General features: G+C 55.1%; 17 protein-coding genes. 12 read left to right on the top strand and 5 right to left on the bottom strand.

Annotation, left to right across the window (positions count from 1 at the left end):
- Positions 1 to 156: 156 nt before the first annotated feature.
- The 7 genes from ilvL to RZ35_RS18010 all read left to right on the top strand — a co-directional run bounded on the left by ilvL (position 157) and on the right by RZ35_RS18010 (position 7,011).
- Complete coding sequence (gene ilvL / locus RZ35_RS17445; protein ID WP_071999801.1) at positions 157 to 255, top strand: ilv operon leader peptide; 99 nt, start codon at positions 157 to 159, stop codon at positions 253 to 255.
- A 141-nt stretch (positions 256 to 396) separates the two neighbouring features.
- Complete coding sequence (ilvG, locus tag RZ35_RS13195; protein ID WP_026743738.1) at positions 397 to 2,046, top strand: acetolactate synthase 2 catalytic subunit; 1,650 nt, start codon at positions 397 to 399, stop codon at positions 2,044 to 2,046.
- Complete coding sequence (gene ilvM / locus RZ35_RS13190) at positions 2,043 to 2,285, top strand: acetolactate synthase 2 small subunit (protein ID WP_026743737.1); 243 nt, start codon at positions 2,043 to 2,045, stop codon at positions 2,283 to 2,285. The genes ilvG and ilvM overlap by 4 nt, the downstream gene beginning before the upstream one ends.
- Before the next feature lie 37 nt (positions 2,286 to 2,322).
- Positions 2,323 to 3,249, top strand: a complete 927-nt coding sequence (gene ilvE / locus RZ35_RS13185) for a branched-chain-amino-acid transaminase (RefSeq protein WP_026743736.1) — start codon at positions 2,323 to 2,325, stop codon at positions 3,247 to 3,249.
- Positions 3,250 to 3,328: 79 nt separating this feature from the next.
- Entirely contained in the window at positions 3,329 to 5,179 is a 1,851-nt protein-coding gene (ilvD, locus tag RZ35_RS13180) for a dihydroxy-acid dehydratase (RefSeq protein WP_026743735.1), read from the top strand.
- A gap of 5 nt (positions 5,180 to 5,184) precedes the next feature.
- Complete coding sequence (ilvA, locus tag RZ35_RS13175; protein WP_026743734.1) at positions 5,185 to 6,729, top strand: threonine ammonia-lyase, biosynthetic; 1,545 nt, start codon at positions 5,185 to 5,187, stop codon at positions 6,727 to 6,729.
- Positions 6,730 to 6,855: 126 nt separating this feature from the next.
- The gene (locus tag RZ35_RS18010; protein WP_139171530.1) at positions 6,856 to 7,011 is read left to right on the top strand and encodes a DUF2461 family protein; all 156 of its coding nucleotides are present in this window, start codon (positions 6,856 to 6,858) and stop codon (positions 7,009 to 7,011) included.
- Positions 7,012 to 7,225: 214 nt separating this feature from the next.
- Here the strand turns inward: RZ35_RS18010 and ilvY are convergent, their stop codons facing one another.
- On the bottom strand, positions 7,226 to 8,116 hold the full coding sequence (gene ilvY / locus RZ35_RS13170; protein WP_026743733.1) for an HTH-type transcriptional activator IlvY: 891 nt from the start codon (positions 8,114 to 8,116) through the stop codon (positions 7,226 to 7,228).
- A 167-nt stretch (positions 8,117 to 8,283) separates the two neighbouring features.
- Here ilvY and ilvC point away from each other — a divergent pair, with 167 nt between their 5' ends.
- Positions 8,284 to 9,762, top strand: a complete 1,479-nt coding sequence (gene ilvC / locus RZ35_RS13165) for a ketol-acid reductoisomerase (protein WP_026743732.1) — start codon at positions 8,284 to 8,286, stop codon at positions 9,760 to 9,762.
- 137 nt (positions 9,763 to 9,899) lie between these two features.
- On the opposite strand, the gene ppiC is transcribed toward ilvC, so the two are convergent.
- Positions 9,900 to 10,181, bottom strand: coding sequence for a peptidylprolyl isomerase PpiC (ppiC, locus tag RZ35_RS13160; RefSeq protein ID WP_026739275.1), 282 nt, complete (start codon positions 10,179 to 10,181; stop codon positions 9,900 to 9,902).
- A gap of 161 nt (positions 10,182 to 10,342) precedes the next feature.
- Between ppiC and rep the strand changes: the two genes are divergently transcribed.
- The gene (rep, locus tag RZ35_RS13155) at positions 10,343 to 12,367 is read left to right on the top strand and encodes a DNA helicase Rep (RefSeq protein WP_026743731.1); all 2,025 of its coding nucleotides are present in this window, start codon (positions 10,343 to 10,345) and stop codon (positions 12,365 to 12,367) included.
- Between the two features lie 147 nt (positions 12,368 to 12,514).
- Here rep and RZ35_RS13150 read toward each other — a convergent pair whose 3' ends face one another.
- From RZ35_RS13150 to rhlB, 3 genes are all read right to left on the bottom strand, one after another.
- A complete protein-coding gene (locus RZ35_RS13150; protein WP_026743730.1) occupies positions 12,515 to 14,326 on the bottom strand; it encodes a glycosyl hydrolase family 28 protein in 1,812 nt (603 codons plus the stop codon).
- A 171-nt stretch (positions 14,327 to 14,497) separates the two neighbouring features.
- Positions 14,498 to 15,994, bottom strand: coding sequence for a guanosine-5'-triphosphate,3'-diphosphate diphosphatase (gene gppA, locus RZ35_RS13145; protein WP_026743729.1), 1,497 nt, complete (start codon positions 15,992 to 15,994; stop codon positions 14,498 to 14,500).
- A gap of 13 nt (positions 15,995 to 16,007) precedes the next feature.
- Positions 16,008 to 17,297, bottom strand: a complete 1,290-nt coding sequence (rhlB, locus tag RZ35_RS13140) for an ATP-dependent RNA helicase RhlB (RefSeq protein WP_026743728.1) — start codon at positions 17,295 to 17,297, stop codon at positions 16,008 to 16,010.
- A gap of 126 nt (positions 17,298 to 17,423) precedes the next feature.
- On the opposite strand from rhlB, the gene trxA reads away from it, so the two are divergent.
- The 3 genes from trxA (at position 17,424) to wecA (ending at position 20,761) form a co-directional block, all read left to right on the top strand.
- On the top strand, positions 17,424 to 17,750 hold the full coding sequence (gene trxA / locus RZ35_RS13135) for a thioredoxin TrxA (RefSeq protein WP_026739280.1): 327 nt from the start codon (positions 17,424 to 17,426) through the stop codon (positions 17,748 to 17,750).
- Positions 17,751 to 18,176: 426 nt separating this feature from the next.
- Positions 18,177 to 19,436, top strand: a complete 1,260-nt coding sequence (gene rho / locus RZ35_RS13130) for a transcription termination factor Rho (RefSeq protein WP_026743727.1) — start codon at positions 18,177 to 18,179, stop codon at positions 19,434 to 19,436.
- A 230-nt stretch (positions 19,437 to 19,666) separates the two neighbouring features.
- A complete protein-coding gene (gene wecA, locus RZ35_RS13125; protein WP_026743726.1) occupies positions 19,667 to 20,761 on the top strand; it encodes a UDP-N-acetylglucosamine--undecaprenyl-phosphate N-acetylglucosaminephosphotransferase in 1,095 nt (364 codons plus the stop codon).

The following is a 20,761-nucleotide window of genomic DNA, read 5'->3' as shown; positions in this document are numbered from 1 at the left end:
GTCATTTATTAAATTTAATAACTGAATAATAAGAATTTTATTTTTCTTAAGACGGAAGTCATCAAATAATAACGGAAAAAAAATGTTGTCAGTCCTCACCTGACTATGGTAACTCTGTAGTCATTCGTTCGACACTGATTAATGAATAAACCGAAAATGAAAGCGTTTGCCCTCGTGATTAGCCTAGTCGTCATTAGCGTGGTGGTGATTATCAACCTACCGTGCGGGGCAGCACTTGGACGAAGAATGGCTTAAAAATCAAGGCCGAATTCAAGAAAAACCCCCGCACCAAATGGTCGGGGGTTTTTTTATGGGATCGAAATTTGTAACAAGGGAGCAGAGAATGGTCAATAGCATAAAATCCTGTCATACCCAAAAGAATTTGGGGAAATAACTATGAATGGGGCTAAGTGGGTGGTACAAGCGTTGCGAGCGCAGGGAGTGGATAGTGTATTTGGCTATCCTGGTGGCGCAATCATGCCGGTTTATGATGCATTGTATGATGGGGGCGTCGATCACCTGCTATGTCGCCATGAACAAGGCGCGGCGATGGCCGCTATCGGCTATGCTCGAGCGACAGGTAAAGTCGGCGTATGCATCGCCACTTCCGGACCAGGAGCAACCAATCTGATCACTGGCCTGGCTGATGCGCTGTTAGATTCTGTACCGATTGTGGCGATCACCGGTCAGGTCGGCTCTTCACTGATTGGGACCGACGCCTTCCAGGAAATCGATGTTCTTGGCCTCTCGCTGGCGTGCACTAAACACAGTTTTCTTGTCGACTCCCTCGAATCCTTACCGGAAATCATGGCGGAAGCCTTTGCTATCGCCCAGAGTGGACGTCCTGGACCGGTACTGGTCGATATCCCCAAAGATATACAGCTGGCCGAAGGCGGCGAATTTACCCCTTACATTCTCCCTCCGGTAAAGACCGACAGCCTGCCGACGCAGTCGCTGGCCGATGCCAATACGTTGCTGGCTCATGCCAAACAGCCCATGCTGTATATCGGCGGGGGCGTGGGAATGGCGCGTGCGGTTCCCGCTTTGCGCGAGTTTCTGGATACGACGCAGATCCCCTGTGTCGTGACCTTGAAAGGGCTTGGCGCCGTAGAGACGGATTACCCCTACTACCTCGGCATGATTGGCATGCACGGGACAAAAGCGGCGAACCTCATGGTGCAGCAATGTGATCTGCTCATTGCTGTGGGTGCGCGCTTTGACGATCGCGTGACCGGTAAACTGAATACGTTTGCCCCTAATGCTAGTGTGATCCACATGGATATCGACCCGGCAGAACTGAACAAGCTGCGTCAGGCTCATGTGGCGTTGCAAGGGGATTTAAACCAACTGTTGGCCGCATTGAAACAGTCGCTGCACATTGATGCCTGGCGTCAGCAGGCGATGTTGATGAAAGCCGAATATCCGTCACGCTACGATCATCCGGGCGAAGCCATTTATGCGCCGGCCCTGCTGAAAACATTGTCTGAACGGATGCCGGCTAACACCGTCATTACTACCGACGTAGGACAACATCAGATGTGGGCTGCCCAACATATGCGGGTTAGTCGTCCGGAAAACTTCATTACGTCTAGCGGTCTCGGCACGATGGGTTTTGGGGTGCCCGCCGCAGTTGGCGCTCAGGTCGCCCGGCCGGATGATACGGTTATCTGTATCTCCGGTGACGGTTCCTTCATGATGAACATCCAGGAGCTGGGCACGATCAAACGAAAGCACCTGCCCACGAAAATCGTGCTGTTGGACAACCAACGATTAGGCATGGTCAGGCAGTGGCAGGAATTATTCTTCGAAGAACGCTACAGCGAAACGACGCTCTCCGATAACCCTGACTTCCTGACGCTAGCCAGCGCATTCGGTATCCCCGGCCAAAGCATTACCCGTAAAGACCAGATTGATTCCGCCTTGAACGCACTGCTGAGTAGCGACGGGCCGTACCTATTGCATGTATCCATCGATTCGTATGAAAACGTCTGGCCGCTGGTGCCGCCCGGTGCCGGCAATGAATCTATGTTGGAGGAGAACGAATGAAACGCCATCAGATTTTAATTCAGGCCCGTTTTCGCCCAGAAACGCTGGAGCGTGTGTTGCGCGTCACTCGCCATCGCGGGTTTCAAGTCTCCGCCATGAACATGTCGTCGCAGCATGACGGCGGCCAGATAAACATCGAGCTGACCGTTGCGAGCCAGCGGCCGGTCGATTTACTGTCAACTCAATTAAACAAACTACTGGACATCTCGCGCGTCGAGATCCAGTCACTGAAAGCATAATAGATACGTGCCTGAGGCACTGAGAAGGAAATTAATAATGACAAAGAAAGCTGACTATATCTGGTTCAACGGCGAAATGGTTCCCTGGGCAGACGCGAAGGTTCACGTAATGTCTCACGCCTTGCACTACGGGACTTCCGTCTTCGAAGGCGTCCGTTGTTATGACTCTCACCGTGGGCCGGTCGTGTTCCGCCACCGCGAGCATATGCAGCGTCTGCATGACTCCGCCAAGATCTACCGTATGCCGCTATCTCAGAGCGTCGACGAACTGATGGAAGCGTGCCGAGAAACGCTGCGTAAAAACAACTTATCCAGCGCTTATATCCGTCCGTTGGTGTTCGTCGGCGATGTCGGCATGGGCGTGAACCCGCCGGATGGTTATAAAACAGATGTCATCATTGCGGCCTTCCCGTGGGGAGCTTATCTGGGCGAAGAAGCGCTGGATCAGGGCATTGATGCGATGGTGTCTTCATGGAACCGCGCGGCGGCCAACACGATCCCGACCGCGGCCAAAGCAGGCGGTAACTATCTGTCCTCGCTGTTGGTGGGGAGCGAAGCACGTCGTCATGGCTATCAGGAAGGGATCGCGCTGGATGTTCATGGCTACGTCTCCGAAGGTGCTGGCGAAAACTTGTTCGAAGTGAAAAACGGCATCATCTTCACACCGCCGTTCACCTCTTCCGCGCTGCCGGGGATCACCCGCGACGCCATTATCACGTTGGCGAAACAAAAAGGATTCGAAGTCCGCGAACAGGTGTTGTCTCGCGAGTCACTCTATCTGGCTGACGAAGTCTTCATGTCCGGCACTGCGGCGGAAATCACGCCGGTACGCAGCGTCGACGGTATTCAGGTAGGCATCGGAAAATGTGGTCCTGTCACCAAGCAGCTTCAGCAGGCGTTCTTCGGGCTGTTCACGGGTGAAACAGAAGATAAATGGGGCTGGCTGGATCCAGTTAACCGNTAATCACATCACCGACTTTCTTTTCTTACCGGCAGCGCAGCTTTGCTGCCGGTCATCTGTTTTGAACTGGAGTAATCAGAGTATGCCTAAGTACCGTTCAGCCACCACCACGCATGGTCGTAATATGGCTGGAGNGCGAGCCTTGTGGCGCGCCACAGGGATGACCGACGCCGATTTTGGCAAGCCTATCATTGCCGTTGTTAACTCGTTCACGCAATTCGTTCCCGGCCACGTCCATCTACGCGATCTGGGCAAGCTGGTCGCGGAACAAATCGAAGCATCAGGCGGCGTAGCCAAAGAGTTCAATACCATTGCGGTCGATGACGGCATTGCGATGGGCCACGGCGGTATGCTCTACTCCCTGCCTTCCCGCGAACTGATTGCGGATTCCGTGGAGTACATGGTGAACGCACACTGCGCTGACGCCATGGTCTGCATTTCCAACTGTGACAAGATCACTCCGGGAATGATGATGGCGGCATTGCGCCTCAACATTCCGGTGATTTTCGTTTCCGGCGGCCCGATGGAAGCCGGTAAAACCAAGCTGTCCGACCAGTTAATCAAGTTGGATCTGGTCGACGCCATGATTCAGGGCGCCAATCCTAAAGTCAGCGATGAAGACAGCCTGCAGATCGAGCGTTCGGCCTGTCCGACCTGCGGCTCCTGCTCGGGTATGTTTACCGCCAACTCAATGAACTGTCTGACCGAGGCGCTGGGCCTGTCGCAGCCGGGTAACGGTTCTCTGTTGGCGACGCATGCCGACCGTAAACAGCTGTTCCTCAACGCCGGTAAGCGCATCGTCGAGCTGACCAAACGTTACTACGAGCAGGATGATGAGAGCGCGTTGCCGCGTAACATCGCCAACAAACAGGCTTTCGAAAATGCGATGACGCTGGACATCGCGATGGGCGGCTCCACCAACACGGTGCTCCATCTGTTGGCTTCCGCGCAGGAAGGCGAGGTCGACTTCACCATGGAGGATATCGATCGCCTGTCGCGCCGAGTTCCGCACTTGTGCAAAGTCGCGCCGAGCACGCAGAAATATCATATGGAAGATGTTCACCGCGCGGGCGGCGTGCTGGGAATTTTAGGCGAGCTGGATCGCGCGGGTCTGTTGCACCGTGATGTGACCAATATTCTGGGCATGTCGTTGCCGGAAACATTGGCGGCCTATGATGTTATGCAGACCGAAGATGAAAGCGTGAAGAAAATGTATGCGGCGGGTCCGGCGGGTATTTGTACCACGCAGGCTTTTTCGCAGGACTGTCGTTGGGATTCGCTGGACACCGACCGAAAGGAAGGGTGTATCCGCACCAGGGAATTCGCCTACAGTCAGGACGGTGGTCTGGCCGTACTGTATGGCAATCTGGCGGAAGATGGCTGTATCGTCAAAACGGCAGGCGTGGATAAAAACAGTCTGGTGTTCACCGGTCCGGCCAAGGTCTATGAGAGCCAGGATGATGCGGTAGAAGCCATTTTGGGCGGCAAGGTAGAAGCTGGCGACGTCGTGGTCATCCGTTACGAAGGGCCGAAAGGCGGTCCGGGGATGCAGGAAATGCTGTATCCGACCAGCTTCCTGAAGTCGATGGGGCTGGGCAAGGCTTGCGCGCTGATTACCGATGGCCGTTTTTCGGGCGGAACATCCGGTCTGTCCATCGGTCATGCTTCACCGGAAGCGGCCAACGGCGGCCTGATTGGGTTGGTGGAAGACGGCGACACCATCGCCATCGATATTCCAAACCGAGGGATTGTTTTGGATGTCCCCGAGAGCGAGCTGGCCCAGCGCCGGGAAGCGCAGCTGGCGCGTGGAGACGCAGCCTGGACGCCGAAAAACCGCGACCGTCAGGTCTCATTTGCATTACGTGCCTACGCCAGTCTGGCGACCAGCGCTGACAAAGGTGCCGTCCGGGATAAAAGCAAGCTGGGAGGCTAAAGCTGATGGCAGTTTCACAACCCCTTTCCGACGCCCCTTGCGGCGCGGAATATCTGCGGGCGGTTCTCCGCTCGCCGGTGTATGAAGTCGCGCAGGTCACGCCGCTGGAGCGGATGGACAAGCTATCCGCCCGTTTGGGCAATGACATTCTGGTGAAGCGGGAAGATCGCCAGGCTGTTCACAGTTTCAAACTGCGTGGCGCCTACGCCATGATGGCCGGGCTGAGCGATGAACAGAAATCCCATGGCGTGGTGACGGCTTCGGCCGGCAACCATGCTCAGGGCGTGGCGCTCTCCGCCAATCGTCTGGGCATTAAAGCCCTAATCGTCATGCCGGTCGCCACGGCGGATATCAAAGTCGATGCCGTACGTGGCTTCGGCGGTGAAGTGTTGTTACATGGCGCTAACTTTGATGAGGCCAAAGCCAAGGCCATCGAACTGTCTGAACGGGATAAAATGACCTTCGTTCCGCCGTTCGACCACCCGGCCGTGATTGCCGGGCAGGGCACGCTGGCAATGGAACTTTTGCAGCAGGATGCGCATCTTGACCGAGTATTCGTCCCGGTTGGCGGCGGCGGCCTGGCGGCGGGCGTGGCAGTATTGATTAAACAGCTGATGCCGCAAATCCAAGTCATCGGCGTTGAAGCCGAAGACTCTGCCTGCTTGCGCGCCGCGCTGGATGCGGGCGAGCCGGTGGATTTAGCTCGCGTCGGTCTGTTTGCCGAAGGCGTGGCGGTCAAACGTATCGGCAACGAGACTTTCCGTCTGTGCCGGGAGTATCTGGATGACGTCATCACGGTCGATAGCGACTCGATCTGCGCTGCGGTCAAAGACCTGTTTGAAGACGTGCGTGCGGTTGCTGAGCCATCGGGCGCGTTGGCGCTGGCCGGGATGAAGAAATATATTCAGCAGCACAACATTCAGGGCGAGCGTCTGGCGCACGTGCTGTCCGGCGCCAACGTCAACTTCCACGGGCTACGCTACGTGTCTGAACGCTGCGAGCTGGGCGAACAGCGGGAAGCGCTGATGGCGGTTACCATCCCCGAGCAGAAAGGCAGCTTCCTGACGCTATGTCAGCTGCTGGGCGGTCGAGCCATCACCGAATTCAACTATCGCTACTCCAGCGATGACGAAGCTTGCATCTTCATGGGCGTCCGCCTCACGCGCGGTCATGAAGAACGGCAGGAAATCCTGTCCGATCTACAGGCGGGCGGCTATCAGGTGGTCGATCTGTCTGATGATGAAATGGCGAAACTGCACGTGCGTTACATGGTGGGCGGGCGGCCGTCCAAGCCGCTACAGGAAAAACTCTATAGTTTTGAGTTCCCTGAATCACCGGGTGCATTGCTGAAATTCCTCATTACGCTGGGAACGCACTGGAATATTTCTCTGTTCCATTATCGTAGCCACGGAATGGACTATGGTCGCGTGTTGGCCGCGTTTGAACTCGCCGAGCGCGATGCCTCGTTTGAGCGCCACTTGAAGGATCTGGGTTATGAGTGTCACGAAGAAACCCAAAATCCGGCTTTTCGATTTTTTATGAAAGGCTAAGGCGACGCTGAGTTTCGCGTACCGGTAGACCGTCGCGCGCCCGCTGGAGGTTCTTCCGCGGGCGCGTAATCATTTGNGGAGAAAGCGGGTGACCGTCGCCTGCTTCCCCTCACTTTTACGGTGGTCATGAGGCATGGCGCCAGGATTCATCGGATTTCGCAACAGGGACTCACCTTTTTGCAGCCGCTGCTTCAACACAACACCAAAGAGTGGTTTGAGGCGCATCGAGCCGACTATGAGGCCACGCTCCTGGTGCCTTTTCGCGCGTTGGCGCACGGGTAAAACCGTAAATTGCTGGCGGCGTGGCTTCCCGTCAGGACATGTCACCGTTGTTTCGTGGCGAATTGGTGACGATGCAGGCCGAAGGCTTCACCCGGCTGGATCTGTTATTCCGCTATCTGATGGACATTGAGGGGACGAAATGGGCCGAGCAGGCAGGCGCTTTCGACGCCTTGTCCGACCGGTCTCTGCCGCCGCAACGGCGGCATCGATCGCGCTATTGCGTCTCCTGTAGCGTCTCCCAGAAGGCGGCAATCAGTGGTTCGCTCAGGCGCTTTTTCTGCATACAGATCCCGAGCGGAATGGGCTCCAGAATTTGTTCTTGCAAGACGAACACACGCTTACGCACGGGGTCAGGGCTATTTTCCAGCACGACGTCGGGGACCAGCGCCACGCCACACCCCACCGCGACCATCGATACCATGGCTTCATGTCCGGCGACGGTCGCATAGATGAGCGGATTGGCGATCTTCTGATGGCGGAACCAGCGTTCGGTGAGTTTTCTGACCGGTCCGTACTGCGGCAAAATGAAGGGAACCTGAGCCCAGTCAGGGTCAGGATCCTGCATTTGCACCTGGACAGGACAAGGCATCGTGGGGATGACCAGCGCGATGCGAATGTTGCCGATGGGGATGAAAACCATGCTGGGCGGCAGCGTTTCGGGATGGCCGGCGATGCTGAGATCGGCGACGTTCGAGCGCACCTTGTCCACGGCGTCGGCGGCATCGCCCGTCGTCAGCTTGATTTCCACCAGCGGGTGGCGAGCGCGGAAGCGATCCAGAATCGTGGGCAAATGACTATAGGCACCCGTCACAGAGCAAAATACCCGTAGTTCGCCGCTGAGCGACTGGCCGTGCTGCGACATCGCCAGCTGCATCTGCTGGTACTGCAACAGCGTTTGCTGGGCGAAAATTTTCAGATGCTCGCCGGCCTCGGTCAATCGCACCGTGCGGTTGTCCCGTAGAAACAGCGCCTGCCCGATGTCTTCCTCCATACGCTGTATCTGGCGCGACAGGGTTGACGGGCTGATATGCATAGCCTTGGCGGTGTGACCAAAATGGTGACTGTCCACCAGGTGCAGGAATAATTTGAGATCGCGTAAATCCATCGAATGCAGGCCTTGTTTGTTATGTTGCAGATTATGCAATGCAGCGTTGTTAATATATCAATTTAAGCAATGCAATTCCTGTCATATGATGTGTCTATTCCGGGGCCGCCGAGGCGGCAACCCAAAGAAACAACGGCAACCAACACATCATTATGGAGCATCTCCACATGGCTAACTACTTTGATACCTTGAACCTGCGTCAGAAGCTGGCGCAATTGGGTAAATGTCGCTTTATGAACCGCGACGAATTTGCTGATGAAGCTAACTACCTCAAGGGCAAAAAAGTCGTGATCGTGGGATGTGGCGCTCAGGGGCTAAACCAGGGGCTGAACATGCGCGATTCCGGTCTGGATATCGCTTATGCCCTGCGTAAAGAAGCGATTGCCGAGAAGCGTGCTTCATGGCGCAAAGCGACCGAAAACGGCTTTACCGTCGGCACTTACGAAGACCTGATCCCGCAGGCGGATCTGGTGGTCAACCTGACGCCGGACAAACAGCACTCCTCCGTGGTACAGGCCGTACAGCCGCTGATGAAACAGGGCGCTGCGTTGGGTTACTCTCACGGTTTCAACATCGTGGAAGTGGGCGAGCAAGTGCGTAAAGACATTACCGTCGTGATGGTTGCGCCGAAATGCCCAGGTACGGAAGTGCGTGAAGAGNACAAACGGGGTTTCGGCGTGCCGACCCTGATCGCGGTTCACCCGGAAAACGATCCGAAAGGCGAAGGTATGGCGATTGCCAAAGCCTGGGCTGCGGCGACCGGCGGTCATCGTGCGGGCGTTCTGGAATCCTCCTTCGTGGCTGAAGTTAAATCCGACCTGATGGGCGAACAGACTATCCTGTGCGGCATGCTGCAGGCGGGTTCTCTGCTGAGCTTCGACAAACTGGTCGCTGACGGCGTTGAACCAGCCTATGCGGAAAAACTGATTCAGTACGGTTGGGAAACCATCACCGAAGCGCTGAAACAGGGCGGTATCTCCCTGATGATGGATCGCCTGTCTAACCCGGCGAAACTGCGTGCCTATGCGCTGTCTGAACAGCTGAAAACCCTGATGGCGCCGCTGTTCCAGAAACACATGGACGACATCATCTCCGGCGCGTTTTCCCGTGGCATGATGGAAGACTGGGCCAACGGCGACGTGAAGCTGCTGACCTGGCGTGAAGAGACCGGTAAAACCGCGTTCGAAAACGCACCGCAGTTCGAAGGCAAGATCAGCGAGCAGGAATACTTCGACAACGGCGTGCTGCTGATCGCCATGGTGAAAGCCGGGGTTGAGCTGGCGTTCGAAACGATGGTGAGTTCTGGCATCATCGAAGAGTCCGCTTACTACGAATCTCTGCACGAACTGCCGCTGATCGCGAACACTATCGCCCGTAAGCGTCTGTACGAAATGAACGTGGTCATTTCCGACACCGCTGAATACGGCAACTACCTGTTCGCCAACGCCGCGGTGCCGCTGCTGAAAGAGACATTCATGAGCAGCCTGCAGCCGGGCGATATCGGTAAATCCGTTGCCGCTACCGCTGTTGACAACGCGCAGCTGCGTGACGTCAATGAAGCCATCCGCAACCATCCTATCGAAGTCGTCGGTAAGAAACTGCGTGGCTACATGACCGATATGAAACGCATTGCGGTTGCCGGATAATCCTGCAGATCGCTAAGACGTTATCCCGGTAATAACAAAGGGCGNAACGAAAGTTGNGCCCTTTTTGATCGTGCCCATCTCCAACGGAATCAGCGCGAGAGCGGCGGATGGATCACCCGCCAGCCCGGCTCTCGTGATTAACGGCGATAGAGCACTTTGATGATGTGGTAGCCGAACTGGGTTTTGACCGGTCCGCACGGCTTGAGCAGCTCGCAGGAGAACACGGCTTTATCAAACGTCGGCACCATATCGCCCTGGCGAAATTCGCCCAGGTCGCCGCCGTTGCGTTTTGACGGACAGGTGGAAAACTTCTTGGCCAACTGCTGGAAGTCCGCGCCTTGTTCTAACTGGGCCAGGATGTCGTTGGCCTGCTGTTCCGTATCAACCAGAATGTGCAGCGCCGAGGCTGTTTTTGCCATGGTATATACCTTTTTAATCGGGGGATGCTGGCAGGCACTGTAACCCGCGTCCAATAGCAATAGCAATGCGCCGTGTCTCGTCGGCGATCGGTTCTGCCACTCTTCCCCGCGCGAGTTTTGCTACAATCGCCTTCCGTTTGAACAAAGAGCAAGACAGATCCATGCGTTTAAATCCCAGCCAACAACACGCCGTCGAGTTCGTGAGCGGTCCCTGCCTGGTCCTGGCCGGCGCCGGTTCCGGCAAAACGCGCGTCATCACGCAAAAGATAGCCCACCTGATACGGGAGTGCGGCTATCAGGCGCGGAATATCGCGGCGGTCACCTTTACCAACAAGGCGGCTCGCGAGATGAAAGAGCGTGTGGCGCAGACGCTGGGGCGGAAAGAGAGTCGCGGCCTGATGATTGCGACTTTTCACACGCTGGGACTGGAGATCATCAAGCGCGAATATGCCGCGCTGAATATGAAATCCAATTTTTCCCTGTTCGACGATCAGGATCAGCTGGCGCTGCTAAAGGAACTGACGGAAACCTGGCTGCAAAATGATAAAGAGCTGTTGCAACAGCTGATCTCGACGATCTCCAACTGGAAAAACGATCTGATCGAACCGGCTCAGGCCGCCGCGCAGGCGAGATCCGAACGGGATCGTTTGTTCGCCCACTGTTACCAGCTTTACAGCGAACATCTGCGCGCCTGCAACGTGTTGGACTTTGACGATCTCATTCTGCTGCCCACGCTGTTGTTCCGGCGTGATGAACAGGCTCGCGAGCGCTGGCAGCATCGTCTGCGCTATCTGCTGGTGGACGAATATCAGGACACCAACACCAGCCAGTACGAACTGGTCAAACAGTTGGTCGGTCGCCGCGCGCGCTTTACCGTGGTGGGTGATGACGACCAGTCGATTTACTCCTGGCGCGGCGCGCGTCCGCAGAACCTGGAGCTGCTGCAGCACGATTTCCCTGCGTTGCAGGTGATTAAACTGGAGCAGAATTACCGTTCGTCCGGACGCATTCTGAAAGCGGCCAATATCCTGATCGCCAACAACCCGCACGTCTTCGAGAAACGACTCTATTCGGAGCTGGCGTACGGCAACGAGCTAAAGATTATTACCGCCAATAACGAGGATCATGAAGCCGAACGCGTCGTGGGCGAGCTGATCGCGCATCACTTCGTCAATAAGACTCAGTACCGTGATTACGCCATTCTTTATCGCGGCAATCATCAGTCGCGGCTGTTCGAAAAAGTGCTGATGCAAAACCGCATACCCTACAAGATTTCCGGTGGCAGCTCTTTCTTTTCTCGTCCGGAAATCAAGGATCTCTTGGCCTACCTGCGCGTGTTGACCAATGCTGACGACGACAGCGCGTTTCTACGTATCGTGAATACGCCGAAAAGAGAAATCGGACCGGCCACGCTGAAGAAACTGGGTGAATGGGCGAATCAGCGCAACCGCAGCCTGTTTAACGCCAGCTTCGACGTAGGGCTTTCTCAGGTCCTGACCGGCCGCGGTCTCGAATCGCTCCAGCGTTTCACGCAGTGGCTGGCCGAGATTGCGCGTCGAACGGAGCGGGAGCCTGTGGCGGCGGTTCGCGATCTCATCCACGGGCTGGATTACGAAAGTTGGCTGTATGAAACCTCCCCCAGCCAGAAAGCGGCGGAAATGCGCATGAAAAACGTCAACCAGCTGTTTACCTGGATGACGGAAATGCTGGAGGGGAGCGATCTGGACGAGCCGATGACGCTGACGCAAGTCGTCACGCGCTTCACGTTGCGGGACATGATGGAGCGCAACGAAAGCGAAGAAGATCTCGACCAGGTGCAACTGATGACGCTGCATGCGTCCAAAGGGCTGGAGTTCCCCAATGTCTATCTGGTGGGGATGGAAGAAGGATTGCTGCCGCATCAGACCAGTATTGATGAAGACAACGTCGATGAAGAGCGGCGATTGGCCTACGTCGGTATCACGCGAGCGCAAAAAGAGCTGACCTTCACGATGTGTCGGGAGCGTCGCCAGTATGGTGAACTGATACGCCCGGAGCCGAGCCGTTTTCTGTTGGAATTACCGCAGGATGACGTTCAGTGGGAGACGGTAAGAAAAGTCGTTAGTGCGCAGGAGCGGATGCAAAAGGGGCAAGGGCATCTGGCGAATATTCGTGAGCAGCTGGCGAAGGCCAGAGAGAAAAAGTAGTCAGGAAGTTACGCCGTCGGAGAAGCCGAACACCGGGTGACCGTTGTTGACGAGGAACACGTATCGTTTACCCCATAGGTGCGTGCGTGGTGCTGAAATGGAAACGCCAGGCGAGATGACTCGCCTGGCGGAAAGCAGATTGCGCTATTACTGGGTCCGCGTTTTGCCTTCAATAGTCACGTTTTTCACCGTGCCGATTTTCCACGGCGTCGTGCCGTTAAGCAGATTCGTGAAGGCCACATGGCTGAACGTGCTGTCTTGCATATCGTTTATGGAGGCCGGAGGGACGCTGTCCAGTTTCAAGTTGTTAAAATTCAGCTGACTGTGCCAAATCCCCTTCGTGCTGTCGCCTACGACCTCAATCGACGGATAGGCGCCTGACGTGCCCTGTACGGTGACGTTGCTGACCGCAAAGTCGTAGAAGCGGGCGGGTGTTTTGGCTGCCGGGTAATCTACGGTCGCATTCGAGTCCGAATAGCTGAGCGTGACGACCACCGCCTGTTTAACGATGTTCTTCATCGCATTGTTACGAAATACCACGCCATGTGCGCCCCCGCCGATATCCGGCGCGCTTTTGGCGCGCAAGCCCACGTCGGTTTTCTGCATTACGTTGTTCTCCGCCACAATATCTTGTATCCAGGCCCCGGTATGACTGCCGGTCACTATCGCGCCATGCCCCATACGGAAATAGTTGTTGAACAGCCATGCGCCTTTCATCGGCTCTTGCTGGTTGGCGTTTTCGCCGGTGCCGGCGGCGAAGTTGATGCAATCATCGCCGGTGTCGAAGACGTTGTTAAACGCCATCACGTTCTGGCTGTTGCCAAACTCCACCCCGTCGGCGTTGTTGGCGTCATAGGTCTGGTGCGTCAGGCCATTCACCACCGCATTGTGGTTTTCCAACAGCATAATGCCGTGGAACGCGGGGTTCCGGACGGTGAAGTCCGCGAGGTAGACGTTTTCCACGCCGCGTAGCGTCATCAGGCTGGAGCGGCCTTGGCCGTAGGCCAGTTTCGCGTCAACGCCATTGTTGACCAGCTTATCCACCTGATTTTTGGCTAAAATACCATCTTGGCTCACTTTGCTGCTATTGCTGGCGACGTATTGAGGCAGCGCCGTACGGGCTTCGTCCGTCACCGTGGCGGTGGTCGCACGCTTCCAGCCATTGCCGTCGATAACGCCCTGACCCACGATACGGATGTTCTGAAACGTTCCCGGCGTACTGCTGTTTTGGTCGATCGCATTGATTAATGAAGCCGGGCGGGTGAAGGTGGAGTAGGGGTATAGCTTATAGCCGTCAGGATAATCGCTGGGGCTGTCCGACCCCAGCAGCGTCGCCCCCTTGACCAGATTAAGCGTCATGTTGCTTTTCAGCCATAGCGCGCCGGTTTTGAATACGCCCGCAGGAATGTCTATCCGACAGCCCGGTTTGCACGCATCAATGGCTTTCTGGATAGCGGCTGTGTTTAGCGTCACGCCATCGCCTTTTGCGCCGTATCGAGAGACGTTCAGCACCTGCGGCGTGCTGGCGGTTTTTGCGGTAACGGCGTTGCTGTCACCGGATACGGTGCCGTCGGCATAAACGACCCGAACGGTAAACTGATACTCGGTATTGGCCTTCAGGTTATCGACTCGCGCATTATGTATCACGATCCGATGCTGGAAGCTGGCGGCGTCATTCTTGTAAAACGCCGACAGATAGCGGCCGGTGGGAGCGTTGGACGCGTTCATCTTGCTTGCCAGGCCGATAAGCCGTCCGCCCTGATAAATCTGGTAGTCGACAATGTTAGATGTGTCTTCCGGCGCGTCCCACACCAACACGATGCTGTGGTCATCAAACGCCAGCGTTGGTACGCGCAGCTGTTGGGGAAGGTTAGCGGCATCTGACGATGCGCAAGTAAACAGTAACAATGCGGCGGCCGCGCTCTGGGAATAGCGCCCGGGCAGGGAGAATCCTTTCATCCTTAATCCTTCATTTTTGAAAATTAGATGTATGCCGTAATGACGGGTTGTTAGGAAGCCGTGCGTTACAGCGGCGATACGTCCTGTATCGATTCAGGGTTGGAAAAACATCGCAGATTTTGAGACGCGAGGGAAGGTAAGGGCAACAATATGTTACCCTTTAGTGACTGATCAGGCAGGGCTTTCTTCAATATCGAGCGGCCAATGGACATAGCTTTGCCAGCGGCTTTCCTGCTCCAGCATCTCGGCTCGCAGCGGATACTGGGATAGCCATCCGGCAGGTAAAATGACCCGCAGCGTTTCGTCTTCCGCGCGTAGCCTGACGGCAGGCAGCGTATCGTCCCGGCGGCGACTGGCAAAAATAATCGCCAGTCGCAGCAGGCGACATAAATGCTGTGCCTGACCCACCGGCAGCGCGTTTTGCTGCGTCAGCGGAATAGGATCGAGCGTATTGCACTGATTGTGTAACAGGGTGGCCAGCAGTTTTTTCTGAGCAGGTGTAAAACCAGGGAGATCGCTGTTGCGGATAAGATAGGCGGCGTGATGGGGAGCTTGACGGAAGTCGATGCTGAGTCCGATTTCGTGAATCAGACTCGCGCTGCGCAGTAGCTCCCGACATCGATCGTCTAATTGCCAGTCCTGAACCAACTGCTGTGCGAAATTGTCCGCCAGTGCGCTGACGCGCCGCGCCTGCTCGCCATCAAGAAGATAGCGCTGTTGCAGATTATGCAAGGTACGGGAGCGGATATCCTGCCCGATGGGCAAATGCAGCATGCCGTATACCAGCCCTTCGCGGAGCGCACCGCCGGCTAACGTCATGGTTTGGATACCCAGTTCGTGGAAGATCGCCAGCAGGATAGACAGGCCGCTTGGGAAAACCAGCGCGCGCTCCAGCGTCAACCCGTCGATTTCGAGTTCTTCCAGTTTGCCGCATTGAATCGCACGTTGCTTAAGCTGTTGCAACTTAGCTAATGTGATGTACTCATCCATCCCCTGCGCGACCATGATTTCTTGCAGCGCCTGTACGGTGCCGGAGGCCCCGACGCAGATCTGCCAGCCTTGCGCCAGCAGGCTTTCTTTTACCGTACGTACCATTTCACGCGCGGCTTCTTCAGCGTGACGGAAATTTTCTTCGCCCAGATTGCGATCCGTGAAGTAGCGCTCCAGCCAGGTCACACAGCCCATCGGCAGGCTGAACAGCTGATTAGTTTGTGCACCGGTGCCCGTCGCCAGTTCGGTGCTGCCGCCGCCGATATCGACGACCAGTCTTTGTTCAGGGCCGCCTGTCGTATGGGCCACGCCCTGATAAATGAGTCGAGCTTCTTCTTCTCCGCTGATCACCTGCACCGGCACGCCCAAAATGCGCTTAGCCTTGTCCAGGAACTCGTCGGCGTTGCTGGCGAGCCTGAGGGTTGCCGTCGCGACGACGCGCACCTGATCCTGCGGAATGTCTTGCAGATGTTCCGAGAACAGTTTCAGGCACTGCCAGCCGCGCTCCATCGCTTCCAGGGACAGGCAACTCTGCTTGTCCAGTCCCGCGGCCAACCTGACTTTGCGTTTGATGCGGGACATGGTCTGTATGCTACCGGCGACTTCCCGGACGACCAGCATATGAAAGCTGTTGGAGCCTAAATCAATGGCGGCATAGAGCGAAGAAGAACTTAGCATCGACATAAGAGCATCAACCCTGCCGTCTACGGTTGTTGTTACGAGGACCACTGCTGCGCCGCTGTGAACTTTGGCGACGCGGACCGGAGGCAGAGCGCGGACGCGTCAGACGTTTAGGCGGCGGAAAATCATTCAACAGCGCTTCGCTATTGTACTTGCTGACCGGAATACGATGACCCGTATATTCTTCGATAGCAGGCAGATTCAGCGCGTATTCTTCGCAGGCCAGACTAATGGAAAAACCGCTTTCGCCTGCCCGGCCGGTCCGACCGATACGGTGAACGTAATCTTCGCAATCATCCGGCAAGTCGTAGTTGAAGACATGTGTGACCAGCGGAATATGGAGGCCGCGTGCGGCGACATCGGTTGCAACCAAAATGTCGAGATTGCCGTGGGTGAAATCTTCCAGAATGCGCAGGCGTTTTTTCTGCGGCACATCGCCGGTCAGCAATCCGACGCGGTGACCATCTGCGGCCAGATGACCCCATACGTCTTCGCAGCGATGCTTGGTATTGGCGAAGATAATGCAACGATCCGGCCACTCTTCTTCGATAAGAGTCTGCAGCAGACGCATCTTTTCTTCGTTAGACGGGTAGAACAGCTCTTCTTTGATCCGGTGACCGGTTTTCTGATCCGGCTCCACTTCCACATATTCCGCGTTGTTCATCTGCTCGAAAGCGAGTTCACGAACACGGTAAGATAACGTGGCGGAAAACAACATGTTGAGACGCTGATCGGTAGCTGGCATGCGTCGGAACAACCAACGAATATCTTTGATGAAACCCAGATCGTACATGCGATCCGCCTCATCCAGCACCACAACCTGAATGGCACCCAGATTGACGTAGTTCTGCTTGGCGTAGTCGATTAGACGACCGGTAGTGCCGATCAGAATATCAACGCCGCTTTCCAGCACCTTCAGCTGTTTGTCGTAGCCGTCGCCGCCGTAGGCCAGGCCCAGTTTCAGACCGGTGGCCTGCGCCAGCGCTTCAGCATCTGCGTGGATCTGCACGGCGAGTTCACGCGTCGGCGCCATAATCAGAGCGCGAGGCTGGTTAGTTTCACGTTCAGCCGAAGCAGGATGGGAAAGCAGATAATGGAAAGTAGACGCCAGGAATGCCAGCGTCTTGCCGGTACCGGTTTGCGCCTGACCTGCGACATCACGGCCTGACAACGTCAGTGGTAATGTCAGCGCCTGAATCGGCGTACAGTTATGAAACCCTTTACTTTCAAGCGCTTCTATAACCTGCGGGTGCAGTGCGAAGTCGGAAAACTTCTGTTCGGTTAAGTGTGTTTTGCTCATAGTATGGTAGAATATCAGCTAACTATTGCTTTACGAAAGCGTATCCAGTGAAATAAGAAATAAAGCCAACCCCAAGGTTGGTTAATGCTACACCAACTGGTTGGACATAATCCTGCGGAGTAAAACATGAGCGATAAAATTATTCACCTGACCGACGGCACTTTCGATAAAGACGTATTGCAGGCCGAGGGCGTAACGCTGGTTGATTTCTGGGCTGAATGGTGTGGTCCTTGTAAAATGATCGCTCCCATTCTGAATGAAATCTCCGAGGAATACGCGGACAGACTAACTGTAGCCAAACTCAACATTGATGAAAACCCGGCTACGGCACCTAAATATGGTATTCGCGGAATCCCGACTCTGCTGCTGTTCAAAAATGGCGAAGTGGCGGCCACGAAAGTCGGCGCATTATCTAAAGGTCAGTTGAAAGAGTTCATCGAAGCTAACCTGTAATTCGTACTAAACAGGGCGATTCCCTGGGCGTCTTCCGGCAATGAGAATTTCTCTTACTGACCGCTGGACGCCCACAGGGAAGCATGCTAGATTCATCCTCACTGCATATCGTACTTACCTGTAGTTTGAGCTCTTCGGGCTTGAGCCTAAAGTTAGAATCTAAAGCAATATTCTGTGTCAAAATCGGAAAAAGTCATCTAAATTAACGATGTTCTCCCCCCGGTTTGGCAATCTGACAGTTATAAATTAATTTGTTTTGAAGGTGTCTTCGATCTTTGCCGTGTGTATGCGCAGAGTCCGCATGATTCAGTCCGGCACAAAGCTGGCATTCGGTGATTGAAGGCCGTTATAAGAGGCACGGATGATCCTGCCATACCATTCACGTTAATAGTTCGAGATTTACCCCGAGTTTAAGAACCCACCACTATGAATCTTACCGAATTAAAGAATACGCCAGTTTCTGAGTTGATCACTCTTGGCGAAAATATGGGGCTGGAAAACCTGGCCCGCATGCGTAAACAGGACATTATTTTCGCCATACTGAAGCAGCATGCAAAGAGTGGCGAAGATATCTTCGGCGATGGTGTGCTGGAAATATTGCAGGATGGGTTTGGTTTTCTACGTTCCGCCGACAGTTCCTACCTCGCCGGTCCTGATGATATCTACGTTTCCCCCAGCCAAATCCGCCGCTTCAACCTCCGTACTGGCGACACCATTTCCGGTAAAATTCGCCCTCCGAAAGAAGGCGAACGCTATTTCGCCCTGCTGAAAGTCAATGAAGTCAACTACGACAAACCGGAAAATGCCCGCAGTAAGATTCTGTTCGAAAACCTGACGCCGCTGCACGCCAATTCGCGTCTGCGCATGGAACGCGGCAACGGTTCGACGGAAGATTTGACGGCACGCGNATTGGACCTGGCTTCTCCGATTGGTCGCGGTCAGCGTGGTCTGATTGTGGCGCCGCCGAAAGCGGGTAAAACCATGCTGTTGCAAAATATCGCGCAGAGCATCGCCTACAATCACCCTGACTGCGTGTTGATGGTATTGCTGATCGACGAACGTCCGGAAGAAGTGACCGAGATGCAGCGTCTGGTGAAAGGCGAAGTGATTGCTTCCACCTTCGACGAACCGGCTTCTCGCCACGTTCAGGTTGCCGAAATGGTGATTGAGAAAGCGAAACGTTTGGTTGAGCACAAGAAAGACGTCATCATCCTGCTGGACTCCATCACCCGTCTGGCTCGCGCCTACAACACGGTCGTTCCGTCCTCCGGTAAAGTGTTGACCGGTGGGGTAGACGCCAACGCCTTACATCGTCCGAAGCGTTTCTTCGGTGCGGCCCGTAACGTTGAGGAAGGCGGTAGCCTGACCATCATCGCCACCGCACTGGTTGATACCGGCTCGAAGATGGATGAAGTGATTTACGAAGAGTTCAAAGGTACCGGTAACATGGAACTGCACCTCTCTCGTAAAATCGCAGAAAAACGCGTCTTCCCGGCGATTGACTACAACCGTTCCGGCACGCGTAAAGAAGAGCTGCTTGCCAGCTCCGAAGAGCTGCAAAAAATGTGGATTCTTCGCAAGATCATCCACCCGATGGGGGAGATCGATGCTATGGAATTCCTGATTAACAAACTGGCTATGACGAAGACCAACGATGAGTTCTTCGACATGATGAAGCGTTCGTAAATCACGCTACTGGTTTGAGAAAACGCCACGCTGAGTCGTGGCGTTTTTTATTTTGCTCTATAATGCTGGCGTGGAAGAGTTTTGGCGTAATTACGTGCTGCTTAATGCATCACTCCATGCCTTGCCCATATACCGTTTTGTCCTGTGCTTTTCATGCTTTCTCTTTGAAAAGTTAGGTAAAAATAAGGCATTCATAAAACAGCCAGTTGTATTATCAAGCGCTGTAAATCGTGAACTTACTCATTATGAGTACTCAATTAGCGTCTACATTTCTGTTTTCTTTTCTTTTTCTGCTGCTGGCTCGCAAAGCGGCGAGGAAAAGCGGGCTCGTTGATCGCCCTAACTTCCGTAAACGTCATCAGGGACTAATACCGTTGGTGGGAGGAATTTCGGTTTATGCCGGGGTCTGCTTCACTTTTCTCATGACCGATGATTATATTCCGCATGCTCGCCTCTATCTGGTTTGCGCGGGCATTCTGGTCGTCGTCGGCGCGCTCGATGATCGCTACGACATCAGTGTGCGCCTTCGCGCGACGGTACAGGCGGCGGTTGCTGCGGCGATGATGGGGTTTGCCGGTCTGACGCTCCAGCACCTGGGGTATATCTTCGGTGACTGGAACCTGAGTCTTGGGCCTTTCAACTATTTGCTGACGCTTTTCGCCGTTTGGGCCGCGATAAATGCGTTCAATATGGTGGACGGCATCGACGGGCTGTTGGGCGGGCTGTCCAGCGTGTCATTCGGCGCGATCGGCATTCTACTTTATCACAGCGGAAACCATAGCCTGGCGCTGTGGAGCTTCGCTATGATTGCTGCGACCTTACCCTACATCCTCCTGAATCTCGGCGCTTTCGGCCGACGGTACAAAGTTTTTATGGGCGATGCGGGCAGCACCATGATGGGCTTTACGGCGATCTGGCTCCTGTTGCAAAGTACGCAGGGAGAAGCACACCCGATCAACCCGGTGACGGCGCTGTGGATCATTGCCATACCGCTGATGGATATGGTCGCCATCATGTATCGCCGTCTGCGCAAAGGCATGAGTCCGTTTTCCGCGGATCGACAGCATATCCACCATCTGGTCATGCGGGCAGGCTTCACCTCTCGTCAGGCATTTGTGCTGATTACGCTGTCAGCCGCAGTGCTGGCGGCGATAGGCATGGCGGGAGAGTTCCTGCCATTTATTCCTGAATGGCTGATGCTAGTCTTATTCCTGCTCATGTTTTCCCTCTACGGCTTCTGCCTGAAGCGTGCGTGGCGGGTGGCGCGTTTTGTGAAGCGGGTAAAACGTCAGCTGCGCGAGCGGTCTTACTCTCAACCACGATAA

Origin of the sequence: Lonsdalea quercina subsp. quercina (genome assembly GCF_000688655.1) — a bacterium.
GTDB lineage: Bacteria > Pseudomonadota > Gammaproteobacteria > Enterobacterales > Enterobacteriaceae > Lonsdalea > Lonsdalea quercina.
Note: the sequence above shows the minus strand (reverse complement) of the source record. Positions and strands in the feature narration are given on the sequence as shown.